The organism is Variovorax flavidus, assembly GCF_030317145.1.
In the GTDB taxonomy this organism is placed as follows: Bacteria; Pseudomonadota; Gammaproteobacteria; order Burkholderiales; family Burkholderiaceae_C; genus Variovorax; species Variovorax flavidus.
In genome coordinates this window covers 107,868-121,431 of record NZ_JASZYE010000003.1, presented here as the reverse complement: position 1 = coordinate 121,431, position 13,564 = coordinate 107,868, and the positions used below count along the sequence as shown (strand labels likewise).

Here is a 13,564-nt window from a genome sequence, read left to right as displayed (position 1 = left end):
GTGTCCGCGCCTTCCGCATCCCCACGGCGCCGCAGCGCCAATGCGCCGATCTGGCTGTGCATCGCAGCCGGCGTGTTCGGCTATGTCGCGCTCCCCTGGTATGCGATCCAGGACACCTCCTGGTACGAAGTGCTTCCGCAAGTCCTCAGTGGAGGCGAGGGCGCGAACGGCGTGATGCAGGCTGCGCTGCAAGGGCGAAGCTGGCTCTACATCGGGTTGATCGGACTGGCGTTGTGCGCCATCGGCGGCTTTCTGCGTGCCGGCCGTGCACAAGGCCGGCTGTTGCTTGTCGGTGGCGCGGTGGGGTGCGTGGGACTGGCGCTCAGCGGCTTCCTCATCGGCGCGAAGGGCTGGAGCTTTGGCCTTCTCAACGGCTACCTCGGTGAACTGCCGGTCAACCAGTTCGGTATCGGCGCGGGTGGAGCCATCGCTCTTGCGTCGCTGGTGCTGCTGACAGCCTTCGGGCTGGCGCGGCTCGGCTTCTTCAAGGGCGACCTCTTCGTGTCCGGCGCGGTGATCGCATGCGGCGTGCTGATGGCCCTGTTCATCGCCTACCCCGTGAGCAAGGCGCTCGCGGGCGCTTTCATCAATGAGGATGGGGCATGGTCGCTGACGGCCTTCACCGCTCGCCTCGGCATGGAGCGCATCTGGGGACTGGGGTGTCTCACGGGCGGCGTTCGGTGCGGCGTGGCCTGGAACACCCTCGCGTTGGCGCTGCTGACCGCCGCGGGAACCACCTTCCTCGGCACGCTGATGGCGCTGATGGCCGAACGCGGCAGCAGGCGCTGGCAGGGGCCGTTGCGCGTGCTGGCGCTGCTGCCCATCATCACGCCGCCCTTCGTCGTCGGGCTTGGCCTGATCCTGTTGTTCGGCCGGGCCGGCGTGGTCAACCAGTTCCTCGAAAGCAGCTTCGGCATCGAACCCACGCGCTGGTTCTACGGCATGCCGGGCGTGCTGGTCGCGCAACTGTTCGCCTTCACGCCGATCGCCTTCATGATCATGCGGGGCGTCGTGCAGGGCGTGTCGCCGAGCCTGGAAGAGGCCGCGCAGATGCTGCGTGCCGACCGTCGCCGCACCTTCTTCACCATCACGCTGCCCCTGCTCAAGCCAGGGCTCGCCAATGCGTTCCTTGTCGGCTTCATCGAGAGCATTGCGGACTTCGGCAACCCGATCGTCGTGGGCGGCCAGTTCTCCGTGCTGTCGACGGACATCTTCTTTGCGATCGTCGGTGCGCAGTACGACCAGGGCCGCGCCGCATCGCTGGCCTGGGTGCTGACGATCTTCGCGCTCGGCGTTTTCGCGATCCAGCGCTGGGTGCTCGGCAAGCAGAGCTTCACGACGGTGACAGGGAAGGGCGACGCGGGCATCCCCATGGCTCTGCCCGACGGCGTGCGCCGCACCACCTACTGCATTGCGCTGCCGTGGATCGCGTTCACCGTGGTCGTCTATCTCTTCGCCTTCGCGGGCGGCTTCGTGCAGACCTGGGGGCGCGACTACACCTTCACGCTCAATCATTTCAGGAATGCCTTTGCGCTCGAATGGGGGCAGTTCGGTCTGGTGTGGGCGGGTACGGCGTGGAATTCGCTGATCACGACCGTCAAGCTCGCCGGCATCTCGGCGCCGCTGACGGCGGGCTTCGGCCTGTTGATCGCCTGGCTGCTGGCGCGCAATGAATTCAAGGGGCAGGGCGCGTTCGAGTTCGCGGCATTGCTTGCCTTCGCGATTCCCGGCACGGTGCTCGGCGTGAGCTACATCCTGGCGTTCAACGTGCCGCCGCTCGAACTCACGGGCACGGGCCTGATCATCGTGCTGTGCTTCATCTTCCGGAACCTGCCGGTGGGCGTACGCGCGGGGACGGCGGCATTCAAGCAACTCGACCGCTCGCTCGACGAGGCATCGTTGATGCTGCGCGCCTCGACGTCGCAGACGCTCTTCAAGGTGGTGCTGCCGCTGCTGAAGCCAGCCCTGGTGGCGGCACTGGTCTACAGTTTCGTGCGCGCCATGACGACGGTCAGCGCCGTGATCTTCCTGGTCACGGCCGAAAACGAACTGGCCACGACCTACATCATCGGCCGCGTCGGCAACGGAGACTATGGCCTCGCGCTCGCCTACTGCACGGTGCTGATGATCCTCATGTCGGTCGCGATCGCGCTCGTGCAACTCCTCGTCGGCGAACGCAAGCTGGGACGCCGCAAGGTCGGCATCCAGGCCTTCGCCGCCCCGGTGCATTGATGACGGAAAAGCCCATGAGCAACGGCATCGAACTTCGCAACATCACCAAGCGCTACGGCAAGGACGCGCGCGCGCCTCTGGCGGTCAAGGGGGTCAGCTTCGAGGTGCCGGCGGGCACGCTGACCACCATCCTCGGCCCCTCGGGCTGCGGCAAGACCACTATCCTGCGCATGATTGCCGGGCTGGAGTCGCCGACCTCGGGCTCGATCCTCATGGGCGGCCGCAACGTCACGACGCTGGGGCCGGCCGAGCGCAACGTGAGCATGATGTTCCAGAGCTATGCGCTGTTCCCGCACATGAACGTGATCGAGAACGTGAGTTACGGCTTGCGAATGAGCGGCGTGCGCAAGAACGAGGCGACGGCGCGGGCGCGGGACGCGCTCAAGGGCGTGGGGCTGGTCGGCTTCGACGAGCGCCTGCCGAGCGAACTGTCGGGCGGCCAGCAGCAGCGGGTGGCACTCGCACGCGCGCTGGTGCTGGAGCCCGCGGTGCTGCTCTTCGACGAGCCGCTTTCCAACCTCGATGCAAGGCTGCGCCGCGAGATGCGCGAGGAAATCCGCAACCTGCAGAGAAGGCTCCAGCTCACCGTCGCCTACGTCACGCACGACCAGAGCGAAGCGCTCGCGGTCAGCGACGAGATCATCGTGATGGACCATGGCGTCATCGCGCAGCGAGGCACGCCCGAGCAGCTCTACGGTCATCCCGAAAGCGAATTCGTCGCCGGCTTCATGGGTGAAGCAATGGTGTTCCCGGCGCTGGCCCAGCCCGACGGCCGGGTGCAGATGGGGCCGCTGATGCTGACACCCGGCTACCCGATCGCGCCCGGCATCGTCAAGGTCGCGGTGCGGCCGGAGGCCTGGTACATCGGCGCGGCGGTCGGCCTGCCGGCGATCTTGCGCAAGGCCGCTTTCCTCGGTAATTTTTACGAGTACGCTTTCGACACCGCACTCGGTTCGGTGTTCGTCGTGTCCACCGATCTCGCCCATCCGTTGATGGCCGGTGCGGAGACCCACCTTTCTCTCACGAGCCACGGCGTTTCCATCGTGCCTGCCGCCTTATGAATGTTGTTTTCGATCTGGGTGCCGTTCTCCTGACCTGGGAGCCCGTGGCACTGGTGCAAGCGAATTTCGAGCCTCACGCGCCAACGGCCGAGGCCGCCCATACGCTGGCCAGCCAGATGTTCCATCACGAGGACTGGCTCGGATTCGACCGTGGTACGCACAGCCTCGACGATGCCATCGGCCGCATGGCGCTTCGCCTCGCGCTGCCGGCTGACCGGCTCAGCGACGTGCTGGCGCCGATGGGCGAACGGCTCGAGCCGATCGCCGTCACGGTGGATCTCCTGGCATCGCTGCGCACGCGCCGCGATGCGGGGGAAGACTTGCGCCTCTACTACCTGTCCAACATGCCTTCGCCGTATGCGCGCGTGCTGGAGTATCGCCACGCCTTCTTCCGATGGTTCGACGGCGGCATCTTCTCGGGCGACGTGCAGGTGATCAAGCCGCAGCGCAGGATCTACGAGATGCTCGCCGAGCGCTATGGGCTCAACGGCGCGGAGACCGTGTTCATCGACGATTCGCTCGCCAATGTCGTGGCGGCGCGCGAATTCGGCTGGCACGCGATCCACTGCGAGCGGCCGAGCGCCGTGCCCGCGCAGTTGGCTGCTTACCTGCCGGTCAGCTCGACCTTGTCGACATCGAAGCCCAGCGTGCGGGCGTAGTCGAGTTCCGCCTGCAGGGCTGCCTCGTCGAGCCGGGGTGCGCGCGACAGCACCCACAGGTATTGCCGGTTCGGCGTACCGACCAGGGCGACCTGGTAGTCGCGGTCGAGCTTGAGGATCCAGTAGTCGCCCCATACCAGCGGCAGCCAGCTCAGCCATTCGGGCGCAAAACGCACTTCGAGCCGGCCCGCGCCGGGCTGTCCGGCGACGGGCACCACCCTGGCCGAGCCCACGGATTCGTCGAAGCTTCCGTTTTCGAGGATGCAACGGTTGCGCACTTCCACGCTGCCGTCGTCCAGCAGGGTGTATTCAGCGGTCACCGGTCCGGTGCATTGCTTCTGGAAGCGGTTGGGAAGGCGCGCCTGTTCGTGCCACACGCCGGCATAGCGCTTCAGGTCCACCGGCGCCACGACCTGGAGCGGGGCACGCATCAGCGGTGCTCCGTCGGCGGGACCGGCGAGGTTGGCCGCGCGTGCGGTGCGGGCGCTCGTCAGTGCCAGCAGGGTCAACGCGCCGCCGACGCAGAAAGCCGCAGCGAGCGTGCCGATCGATGCGCTGTGCGCACGGTCGTCGAAGACAACGGTGGGCGGGGCGCTGGGAGTGCGAGAGGGCATGGCGTTTCTCCGGAGGGCATACAAGCAAACAGCAAGATTAGTTACCAGCCACGCCATGTCGCGTCAGCCAGGGACCACACGGGCTGTAGTTTTGCGGCGGGATAATGGCCGCATGAACCAACTCGATGCCCTCCGTCAATGGACCACCGTAGTGGCCGACACCGGTGATTTCCGCCAACTGGCCCAGTTCAAGCCCCAGGACGCGACGACCAATCCGTCGCTGATCCTGAAAGCCGTGCAAAAGCCGGAATACCGGCCGCTGCTGGACGAAGCGGTCAGGAAGCACAACGGCCAGCCCATCGACGAGGTCATCGATCGACTGCTGGTGCGCTTCGGCACCGAGATCCTTTCGATCATCCCGGGCCGGGTTTCGACCGAGGTCGACGCGCGGCTGAGTTTCGACCCGGAAGCGACCATCGCCCGGGCGGAGCGGATCGTGGGGCTCTATCGTGCAGAGGGCGTCGATATCGAGAAGCGACTGCTGATCAAGATCGCCTCCACCTGGGAAGGCATCGAGGCGGCGCGGCAGCTCGAGAAAAAAGGCATCCATTGCAATCTCACGCTGCTGTTCTCCTTTGCGCAGGCAGTCGCTTGCGGCGCGGCCGGGGTGCAGCTGATCTCGCCCTTCGTCGGGCGCATCTACGACTGGTACAAGAAATCTGCCGGCAGCCACTGGAACGAAGCGGACAAGGCCGGCGCCAACGATCCGGGCGTGAAGTCGGTGCGCCAGATCTTCGATTACTACAAGAAGCACGGCATCGCTACAGAGGTCATGGGCGCGAGCTTCCGCAATGTCGGGCAGATCGCCGCGCTCGCCGGCTGCGACCTGCTGACCATCAGCCCCGAGTTGCTGGGCGAGCTGGCCGCGAGCGACGCGCCCCTGAGCCATGCCCTGGACGCCGAGGCGGCGAGGCGTCTCGACATCCCGAAGGTGACGCTCGATGAGCCTGCATTCCGCTTCGCCCTGAACGAGGATGCGATGGCCACCGAAAAGCTCGCCGAAGGCATTCGCGCATTCGCGGCCGACGCGGTGAAGCTCGAAAAGCTGATGGAGGCCACATGACGAGAACGCGCTGCGATCGAACGGCCGCGTGGGCCGAACTCCAGTTGCACTACGACAGGGTCGGCCTTGGCTTCGATGTGCGAAAGGCCTTTGTTGCCGATCCGAAGCGTTTCGGCGCCTTGAGCCAATCGGCGCCGCATCTTTTTGCCGATCTTTCGAAGAATCTGTTCGATTCACGGACCGAGGAACTCCTGCTGGCCGTCGCCCGCGAATCGGGCCTGGAGGCGCATCGGGACGCGATGTTCGCGGGCGAGCACATCAACGCGACCGAGGACCGGGCAGTGCTGCATACGCTCCTCAGGCGGCCGGCTTCGGCGCCCGTCGCCGGAGACCTCGCCGCTGCTTTCGGCGACGTGCAGTCCACGCTGACCGCGATGCTTGCGTTTGCAGAGGAAGTGCGCGCCGACCACACGATCACCGACGTGGTCAACATCGGCATCGGCGGGTCCGATCTGGGGCCGCAGATGGCGGTGCTGGCGCTCGACCAGTACGTGGCGCCCGGCAAGCGGTTCCACTTCGTCTCGAACGTCGACGGACATGAACTGGCGGGCGTCCTGCGGGGCCTGGCACCCGAGCACACGTTGTTCCTGATCGCGTCGAAGACCTTCACCACGGCCGAGACGATGGCGAACGCGCAATCGGCCAAGCGCTGGTTCGAGCAGTCCGGCAGCGTGGACATCGCCCGTCATTTCGCTGCGCTCACGACCAACGTCGAGGCAGCCCGCGCCTTCGGCATCGAGACGACCTTCGGATTCTGGGACTGGGTCGGCGGACGCTATTCGCTGTGGTCGGCGATCGGCCTGCCGATTGCGCTGGCGATCGGCGCGGATGGCTTTCGTGCATTGCTCGCCGGCGCGCATGCGATGGACGAGCACTTCCGCACGGCGCCGCTCGAGCAGAACCTGCCCGTGCGTCTGGGCCTGCTCGATGTCTGGTATCGCAACTTCCACCGCTTCACCAGCCGGGGCATCGCCCCGTACCACAGCGCGCTCAAGCGCCTGCCCGCCTACCTGCAGCAGCTCGAAATGGAAAGCAACGGCAAACAGGTCGACATGGCCGGCAAGATGCTGACCTTCGGGACCTCGCCCGTGCTCTGGGGCGAACCGGGCACCAACGGCCAGCACGCCTATTTCCAGATGCTGCATCAGGGCACGGACGTGATCCCGCTGGAGTTCATCGCGGTGCGCGATGCTGCGCACGACCTCGAAGGCCATCACCCCAAGCTGCTGGCCAACGCGCTCGCGCAGGCTCAGGCGCTGATGCTCGGCCAGCGCGACGAAGGCGGCCACCGGAACTTCCCCGGCAACAGGCCCAGCACCTTCTTCGTGATGGAGAAGCTGACGCCCGAGTCGCTCGGCGCCTTCCTGGCGCTCTACGAGCACCGCGTGTTCACCAGCGGCTCGCTCTGGGGCATCAACAGCTTCGACCAGTGGGGGGTCGAACTCGGCAAGGTGCTCGCCAAGGACATCGAGCCGCGGCTTGCCTCGGGCAATGCTCAGGGTCTCGATGCGTCGACCGCCGGCCTGCTCGAACGTTTGCGGCAGCACGCCTGAAGCGTTCGGGGCCGGCGAACTGCTCTATATGATGGCCGCGGGGTTTTCCCGTGGGAATCAACAAGAGGAGTTTGCACATGAACTTTCAACAGGCCGTTCAGACCTGCTTTCGCAAGTACGTGGACTTTTCGGGTCGCGCATCGCGGCCCGAGTACTGGTGGTTCATCCTGGCGTACATCATCCTGGCGTTCGTGACCGGCTTCATTCACGAATACATCTACTTCATCGTGGTGCTGGTCTTCCTGCTGCCACTGCTGGCGGCCGGCGCACGCCGGCTGCATGACATCGGCAAGAGCGGCTGGTGGCTGCTGCTCGGGCTGATCCCTGTGATCGGGGGCCTGGTGCTCCTCTATTTCACGGTGCAGCCCAGCCAGCCCGAGTCCAATGAGTACGGGCCGCCACCCGCGCCGGTGCCGGCCGGCGCCTGATCCTGCTGCTGCGATTCGCTTCAGCGCCGCTCAGGCGCCGGAGCCCACCAGCACCGGCTTCACGCGATAGGTTTCGGGAAACACGCGCTTCAGGTTGTCGACCTTCGGCAGGTCGTTGAAAGCAATGTACGGATGGTCCGGGTTGCGCGTCATGAAATCCTGGTGGTAGCCCTCCGCCGGATAGAAGGCCTTCAGCGGCTCGATGGTGGTCGCGATCGGCTTGCCGAACACCTTGGCCTTGTCGAGTTGCGCGATGTAGCTCCTGGCGATGCGCGTCTGCTCGGCATTGGCCGGAAAGATCGTCGAGCGGTACTGGGTGCCGGTGTCCGGTCCCTGCCGGTTCAGCTCGGTCGGATTGTGGGCGACCGAAAAATAGATCTGCAGCAGCCGTCCGAAGCTGATCTGCCGGGGGTCGTAGGTGATGCGGACCGATTCGGCGTGGCCCGTGTTGCCCAGCCCGACCGCGTCGTAGTTGGCGGAGGCGGCATCCCCGCCGGCATAGCCCGATACCGCGCTGCTCACGCCCTTGACATGCTGGAACACGCCCTGCACACCCCAGAAGCAGCCGCCCGCGAGCACGGCCGTCTCGGACGTCGCGCCACCGGCTGCGGCCTGGTCGTCCTTGGGCGGGGGGATGACCACCGCGCGCTCGGCCGCCATCGACGGCGTCGCTCGCCACAGCCCCAGTCCCGCCAGCGCGGCGAGTGCCGCCAGCACCGGTCGACGTGGCAGGGCGGTAGCGGATTGACTGGGATTCGAATGGTTGGGTGATTTCATTCCGGCTGGCTCCTCATGTCCTCCGAGTGTGGCGCTTTTCCCCCAAAACGAAAAAACCCCGCAGCGCGAGCTGCGGGGTTTTCTTGTTGGCTGGAAGCCGGGCGTGAATTACATGCCCATGCCGCCCATGCCACCCATGCCGCCCATGTCGGGCATGCCGCCGCCGGCGCCGGCTTCTTCCTTCGGTGCGTCAGCGACCATGGCTTCGGTCGTGAGCAGCAGCGAGGACACCGAAGCGGCGTTCTGCAGTGCGGTGCGGGTCACCTTGGTCGGGTCCAGGATGCCCAGTTCGAGCATGTCGCCGTAGGTGTCGTTGGCGGCGTTGAAGCCGTAGTTGCCCTTGCCGGCCAACACAGCGTTCACGACCACCGAGGCTTCGCCACCGGCGTTGTTGACGATCTCGCGCAGGGGCGCTTCGATGGCCTTGAGCACCAGCTTGATGCCGGCGTCCTGGTCAGCGTTGTCACCCTTGAGCTTGTCGCCCACGGCTTGCTTGGCGCGCAGCAGGGCCACGCCACCACCGGCAACCACGCCTTCTTCCACTGCAGCGCGGGTAGCGTGCAGGGCGTCTTCGACGCGAGCCTTCTTTTCCTTCATTTCGACTTCGGTCGCAGCGCCAACCTTGATCACTGCCACGCCGCCGGCCAGCTTGGCCACGCGTTCTTGCAGCTTTTCGCGGTCGTAGTCGCTGGTCGCTTCTTCGATCTGCACGCGCACTTGCTTCACGCGGGCTTCGATGTCGCCAGCAGCGCCGGAGCCGTCGATGATGATGGTGTTTTCCTTGCCCACTTCGATGCGCTTGGCCTGGCCCAGGTCGGCCAGCGTCACCTTCTCGAGCGTCAGGCCCACTTCTTCAGCGATGACCTTGCCGCCCGTCAGGATGGCGATGTCTTCCAGCATGGCCTTGCGGCGGTCGCCGAAGCCAGGTGCCTTGACGGCCACGACCTTCAGGATGCCGCGGATCGTGTTCACGACCAGGGTCGCGAGGGCTTCGCCTTCGACTTCCTCGGCAATGATCAGCAGCGGACGGCCGGCTTTCGCCACTTGCTCCAGCGTGGGCAGCAGGTCGCGGATGTTGCTGATCTTCTTGTCGAACAGCAGCACGAACGGGTTGTCCAGGATCGCGCTTTGCTTTTCCGGGTTGTTGATGAAGTAGGGCGACAGGTAGCCGCGGTCGAACTGCATGCCTTCGACGACGTCGAGTTCGCTGTCGAGCGACTTGCCGTCTTCCACGGTGATCACGCCTTCCTTGCCGACCTTGTCCATCGCGTCAGCGATGAGCTTGCCGATGGTTTCGTCGCTGTTGGCCGAGATCGAGCCGACTTGTGCGATTTCCTTCGAGGTGGTGGTGGCCTTGGAAGCCTTCTTCAGCTCGGCGACCAGGGCGGTGACCGCCTTGTCGATGCCGCGCTTCAGGTCCATCGGGTTCATGCCGGCAGCCACCAGCTTGAAACCTTCGCGAACGATGGCTTGTGCCAGCACGGTCGCGGTGGTGGTGCCGTCGCCGGCGTTGTCCGAAGTCTTGGAGGCCACTTCTTTCACGAGCTGGGCGCCCATGTTCTGGAGCTTGTCCTTGAGTTCGATTTCCTTGGCGACCGACACGCCGTCCTTGGTCACGGTGGGGGCGCCGAAGGAGCGCTCGAGCACCACGTTGCGGCCCTTGGGGCCCAGGGTTACCTTGACGGCGTTGGCGAGGATGTTCACGCCTTCGACCATGCGCGCGCGGGCTTCGCCGCCGAAGACTACGTCTTTTGCTGCCATGAGTTTTCTCCGAGATTCAGTTGGATGGGGGGATGGACGGGCGAGAAATTACTTCTCGACGACTGCGAACAGGTCGTCTTCCTTCATGACCAGCAGTTCGTCGCCGTCGACCTTGACGGTCTGGCCGCTGTACTTGCCGAACAGGACGCGGTCACCGACCTTGACGCTCATCGCGCCGAGTTCGCCCTTGTCGTTCTTCTTGCCAGGGCCCACGGCCAGCACTTCGCCTTGATCGGGCTTTTCGGCCGCGTTGTCGGGGATCACGATGCCCGAGGCGGTCTTGGTTTCGCTTTCAATGCGCTTGACGATCACGCGATCGTGCAAAGGACGAAGTTTCATTGCATCTCCTGATAAGAAACGGGGGTTGGTTCGGGCACCGGCGCGGTTGCCGGCTCCACAACGTCAAAAGCCGGTGTTGTTAGCACTCAACTTGGACGAGTGCTAATCATAAGGGCCTTTTGCACGCTTTCAAGGGTCGGGCCGGCCGGCGTTGGTCGGGAGTTGTAACCTGCACGCGGCGCGTGGCGGGCACGGGCGCCGCCCCACGAGGGCTTCCCAGGACTGCGGACGATGGCAGCAACATCTACCGGGTGCCCGAGCCAAGGCGCGGCGCCCTCATCGGATGACCCCCATGATCAGGACCGCTTTCCTCAGTTGCTCTTGGCGCCGGCCGGGGATTCGGCGCCGTTCATCGCGGCGCCTTCTTGCGCAGGAGCACGAAGTACTCATAGACCCGTTTGGTGGTTTCCCAGCGCAGCTTGCGGAACCGCTGGTAGGCAAACACCGTCAGGGCGAAGGCGAGTGCAGCAGGTACGAGTCCCTCGCTCGGCCAGCCACGCATGAGGAACAGCACGGTCGCAATGCCGGAGACGAGGCACAGGCTGCGGAAGAATTTCGAATCGGCTCCGGAGCGCTCGATCTCGGCGGAGGCGGCCGCGTTGTTGGCTTTGACATACGAACTCGCCCAGTGGAAGGTCGATGTCCCGTCGGAGTAGTTCTCGCCAAGGTCTTCTGTCGTAAGGCGCTTGGCCTCCGTCAGCAGCAAATCGTCTCCGAACCGCCGCCGTCGGTGCTTGGCATAGCCATCGTAGAGAGCATCCAGGAAGGAAGCCGCGTGGTGCAGCAGGTGCCCGAAAAGATAGGAGCATGCCCCAAAAGCGAGCCATTTTTCAGGCGCGGTACTGAACGCTGGCACGACCGGAGCAAAGACGGAACCCAGAGGGATCAGGAGAAACGTGAGGATGGCGCCTGGGAGCAGAACGGCAAAGAAGTCCATCGCTCCGAAGAAGAAGTCAGATGGCTTCATGGCAGTCTCCTTGTGCGGGCGCGCAGTGATCAAGGCAAGGGTGAGGTGCACCTCCCTGACGCGACTGTAGGGAGCCATCATCTCCAAGATCCGTCGCGCGGCCATCCCCAGTTCGATGGACACAGCCGGGCACCCACGCGTGCGGGAAGACCTGGTGCTTAGCGTGCGAGTTGCCGCCTACCTGTTGCAGAAGACGCTGTCGCGCACGATGCCTCGCTGACGCGCCTTCCCGCCGTCCGACATCGCTATCCTCCACAGTCTTGCAAACGAACCATTCCTGCAATTCCTAGGATGAAAGCATGAAAAAGTCGGTCGCCAGCGAAGGCCAGTCGGCATCGGAACTCATCACGCAGAAGATCGCCGATCTCGGCGATTGGCGCGGCGAAACCCTTGCCAGGATGCGCGAGCTCGTCAAACAGGCGGACCCCGACGTCGTCGAGGAATGGAAGTGGATGGGCACGCCGGTCTGGTCGCACGACGGCATCATCTGCACTGGCGAGTCCTACAAGAGCGTCGTGAAGCTCACCTTCGCCAAGGGTGCGTCCCTGAAAGATCCGGCCGGCCTCTTCAATTCGAGCCTCGACGGAAACACGCGCCGCGCGATAGACATCAAGGAAGGCGAAGAGGTCGAGGCGTCCGCCTTCAAGGCACTGATTCGCGAAGCGATCGACCTGAACAGTTCGGGCAAGTCGAAAGCCTCGAAGAAGCCCAAGTCCTGAGCTGCCTCGGCGGCCGCGTCAATCCGCCTGCTGGATCGTCTCTCCCTTCAACGGCCCCATGTCGCGGATGTTGAAGCGGTGGCGCTTCCAGCCAGCGTAGGTGCGCCGCCAGTTCAGGAGCGACACGAAGTAATACATCGCCTTGAACATGAAGAGCGAGCGACGGTACGCGGGCCCGTGGTGGATGTCGGCCGCCAGCAGCGACATGAGTCCCTGCTTGACGTTGAAGGCGTTGTTCGGGTGCATGAACATGTCGCGGATCGTCGGGTTGGTCACCCGATAGATGAACCACGAGTAGTCGCGCGGGCCCACGCGCATGCGCTGCTCGAGCTCGACGCGTGCCGGCGCGAGTTCGCCCGGCCGGTCGAGCGCGGTGGCCACCAGCTTCGCGCCGTCGAAGGCGCTCTGCATCGCCAGGAACACGCCGGAGGAGAACATCGGGTCGATGAAGGTGTAGGCGTCGCCCACCATGAGGTAGCGATCGCCGGTGGCGTGCGTGCTGGAGTACGAGAAGTTGCCCGTGGCGTGTACCTTGTCGTCGACCAGCGTGGCGTCCTTCAGGCGGTCCTTGAGCTCGGGGCAGAGCGCGATGGTGTCGTAGAAGTAGTCCTTCAGCGGCTTGTCGCGCGCCTTGAGGTAGTAGGCCCAGCAGACCGCGCCGACGCTGGTCGTGCCGTCGGCGAGCGGGATGAACCAGAACCAGCCGTGCTCGAACCAGCAGATGCTGATGTTGCCCTCGCGCCGGCCTTCCAGACGCCGCGCGTTGCGGAAGTGGCCGAACAGCGCGGTGCTGTTGTGGGCAGCGTTCTTCTGCTTGCACTTGAACTTGTTGGCCAGCAAGGTGTCCCGGCCGCTGGCGTCGACCACGAATTGCGCCCGCCATTGGCGCGCGGTGCCGTCCTCGAGCTGCGCGCGCACGGTTGCTCCCGCGTCGTCGAAGTCCACCTGGCGCACCTTCGCGCCTTCGAGCGTGAGCGCGCCCTTTTGCTCCGCGTTGCGGAACAGCAGCAAGTCCAGTTCGGAGCGGCGCACCTGCCAGGCGGAATCCTTGGATGGGTCCCATCCTTCCGAAAAGTCCACGTAGCTGCAGTAGTCCAGGTCCGGCGGCACGAACTCGATGCCGAACTTCGGCATCCCGATCTTCGCGACCTGCTCGCGCACGCCCAGCTTCTCGAACAACTCGACGTTGCCCGGCAGCAAGGACTCGCCGATATGGAAGCGCGGGTGATGGTCTTTTTCGAGCAGCACCACCCGGCGGCCTTCTTGCGCCAACAACGTCGCGATCGTCGAGCCCGCCGGCCCGCCGCCGATCACCAGAACATCGCACTCCTGCCTTGCTTCCATGAAGGAACTCTCTTTCGAATTGAAGGGGGTGGCGTGAACGCCGCCGA

The 13,564-nt window shown here is 64.9% G+C and carries 13 protein-coding genes; 7 read left to right on the top strand and 6 right to left on the bottom strand.

All coding sequences use genetic code 11. From position 1 onward, the window contains the following. Genes QTH90_RS15865 through QTH90_RS15855 form a run of 3 tightly spaced genes read left to right on the top strand, consistent with a single transcriptional unit; the run spans position 1 to position 3,952 of the window. A complete protein-coding gene (locus tag QTH90_RS15865) occupies positions 1-2,232 on the top strand; it encodes an ABC transporter permease (protein ID WP_444814729.1) in 2,232 nt (743 codons plus the stop codon). A gap of 14 nt (positions 2,233-2,246) precedes the next feature. After that, a complete protein-coding gene (locus tag QTH90_RS15860) occupies positions 2,247-3,293 on the top strand; it encodes an ABC transporter ATP-binding protein (protein ID WP_286665527.1) in 1,047 nt (348 codons plus the stop codon). Then, entirely contained in the window at positions 3,290-3,952 is a 663-nt protein-coding gene (locus tag QTH90_RS15855) for an HAD family hydrolase (RefSeq protein WP_286665526.1), read from the top strand. Before QTH90_RS15860 ends, QTH90_RS15855 begins: the two co-directional genes overlap by 4 nt. Here QTH90_RS15855 and QTH90_RS15850 read toward each other — a convergent pair. Further along, positions 3,898-4,566, bottom strand: a complete 669-nt coding sequence (locus QTH90_RS15850) for a lipocalin family protein (protein ID WP_286665525.1) — start codon at positions 4,564-4,566, stop codon at positions 3,898-3,900. The genes QTH90_RS15855 and QTH90_RS15850 overlap by 55 nt on opposite strands. A 112-nt stretch (positions 4,567-4,678) precedes the next feature. Between QTH90_RS15850 and tal the strand changes: the two genes are divergently transcribed. The 3 genes from tal to QTH90_RS15835 all read left to right on the top strand — a co-directional run bounded on the left by tal (position 4,679) and on the right by QTH90_RS15835 (position 7,610). After that, positions 4,679-5,629: a transaldolase gene (gene tal / locus QTH90_RS15845; RefSeq protein ID WP_286665524.1), complete on the top strand. Its 951-nt coding sequence runs from the start codon at positions 4,679-4,681 to the stop codon at positions 5,627-5,629. Beyond that, the gene (pgi, locus tag QTH90_RS15840; protein WP_286665523.1) at positions 5,626-7,182 is read left to right on the top strand and encodes a glucose-6-phosphate isomerase; all 1,557 of its coding nucleotides are present in this window, start codon (positions 5,626-5,628) and stop codon (positions 7,180-7,182) included. The genes tal and pgi overlap by 4 nt, the downstream gene beginning before the upstream one ends. Positions 7,183-7,259: 77 nt before the next feature. Next, complete coding sequence (locus QTH90_RS15835) at positions 7,260-7,610, top strand: DUF805 domain-containing protein (protein WP_286665522.1); 351 nt, start codon at positions 7,260-7,262, stop codon at positions 7,608-7,610. Between the two features lie 30 nt (positions 7,611-7,640). Here the strand turns inward: QTH90_RS15835 and msrA are convergent, their stop codons facing one another. The 4 genes from msrA to QTH90_RS15815 all read right to left on the bottom strand — a co-directional run bounded on the left by msrA (position 7,641) and on the right by QTH90_RS15815 (position 11,454). Beyond that, positions 7,641-8,387 (bottom strand): peptide-methionine (S)-S-oxide reductase MsrA, encoded by a 747-nt coding sequence (gene msrA / locus QTH90_RS15830; protein ID WP_286665521.1) that lies wholly within the window; start codon positions 8,385-8,387, stop codon positions 7,641-7,643. Positions 8,388-8,495: 108 nt separating this feature from the next. Next, positions 8,496-10,148, bottom strand: coding sequence for a chaperonin GroEL (gene groL / locus QTH90_RS15825; protein WP_286369040.1), 1,653 nt, complete (start codon positions 10,146-10,148; stop codon positions 8,496-8,498). Between the two features lie 48 nt (positions 10,149-10,196). Next, a complete protein-coding gene (gene groES, locus QTH90_RS15820; RefSeq protein ID WP_093109638.1) occupies positions 10,197-10,487 on the bottom strand; it encodes a co-chaperone GroES in 291 nt (96 codons plus the stop codon). 349 nt (positions 10,488-10,836) lie between these two features. Beyond that, positions 10,837-11,454: a hypothetical protein gene (locus QTH90_RS15815; RefSeq protein WP_286665520.1), complete on the bottom strand. Its 618-nt coding sequence runs from the start codon at positions 11,452-11,454 to the stop codon at positions 10,837-10,839. Between the two features lie 299 nt (positions 11,455-11,753). Here QTH90_RS15815 and QTH90_RS15810 point away from each other — a divergent pair, with 299 nt between their 5' ends. Continuing rightward, positions 11,754-12,173, top strand: coding sequence for a DUF1801 domain-containing protein (locus tag QTH90_RS15810; protein WP_286665519.1), 420 nt, complete (start codon positions 11,754-11,756; stop codon positions 12,171-12,173). Between the two features lie 18 nt (positions 12,174-12,191). On the opposite strand, the gene QTH90_RS15805 is transcribed toward QTH90_RS15810, so the two are convergent. Continuing rightward, entirely contained in the window at positions 12,192-13,517 is a 1,326-nt protein-coding gene (locus tag QTH90_RS15805) for an NAD(P)/FAD-dependent oxidoreductase (RefSeq protein WP_286665518.1), read from the bottom strand. Between the last annotated feature and the right edge of the window lie 47 nt (positions 13,518-13,564).

What these genes read in the sequence shown, in the direction of transcription:
- QTH90_RS15860 (WP_286665527.1), top strand. Translation starts at nt 2,247, where the DNA reads ATGAGCAACGGCATCGAACTTCGCAACATCACCAAGCGCTACGGCAAG.
- QTH90_RS15855 (WP_286665526.1), top strand. Translation starts at nt 3,290, where the DNA reads ATGAATGTTGTTTTCGATCTGGGTGCCGTTCTCCTGACCTGGGAGCCC.
- QTH90_RS15850 (WP_286665525.1), bottom strand. Translation starts at nt 4,566, where the DNA reads ATGCCCTCTCGCACTCCCAGCGCCCCGCCCACCGTTGTCTTCGACGAC.
- tal (WP_286665524.1), top strand. Translation starts at nt 4,679, where the DNA reads ATGAACCAACTCGATGCCCTCCGTCAATGGACCACCGTAGTGGCCGAC.
- pgi (WP_286665523.1), top strand. Translation starts at nt 5,626, where the DNA reads ATGACGAGAACGCGCTGCGATCGAACGGCCGCGTGGGCCGAACTCCAG.
- QTH90_RS15835 (WP_286665522.1), top strand. Translation starts at nt 7,260, where the DNA reads ATGAACTTTCAACAGGCCGTTCAGACCTGCTTTCGCAAGTACGTGGAC.
- msrA (WP_286665521.1), bottom strand. Translation starts at nt 8,387, where the DNA reads ATGAAATCACCCAACCATTCGAATCCCAGTCAATCCGCTACCGCCCTG.
- groL (WP_286369040.1), bottom strand. Translation starts at nt 10,148, where the DNA reads ATGGCAGCAAAAGACGTAGTCTTCGGCGGCGAAGCCCGCGCGCGCATG.
- groES (WP_093109638.1), bottom strand. Translation starts at nt 10,487, where the DNA reads ATGAAACTTCGTCCTTTGCACGATCGCGTGATCGTCAAGCGCATTGAA.
- QTH90_RS15815 (WP_286665520.1), bottom strand. Translation starts at nt 11,454, where the DNA reads ATGAAGCCATCTGACTTCTTCTTCGGAGCGATGGACTTCTTTGCCGTT.
- QTH90_RS15810 (WP_286665519.1), top strand. Translation starts at nt 11,754, where the DNA reads ATGAAAAAGTCGGTCGCCAGCGAAGGCCAGTCGGCATCGGAACTCATC.
- QTH90_RS15805 (WP_286665518.1), bottom strand. Translation starts at nt 13,517, where the DNA reads ATGGAAGCAAGGCAGGAGTGCGATGTTCTGGTGATCGGCGGCGGGCCG.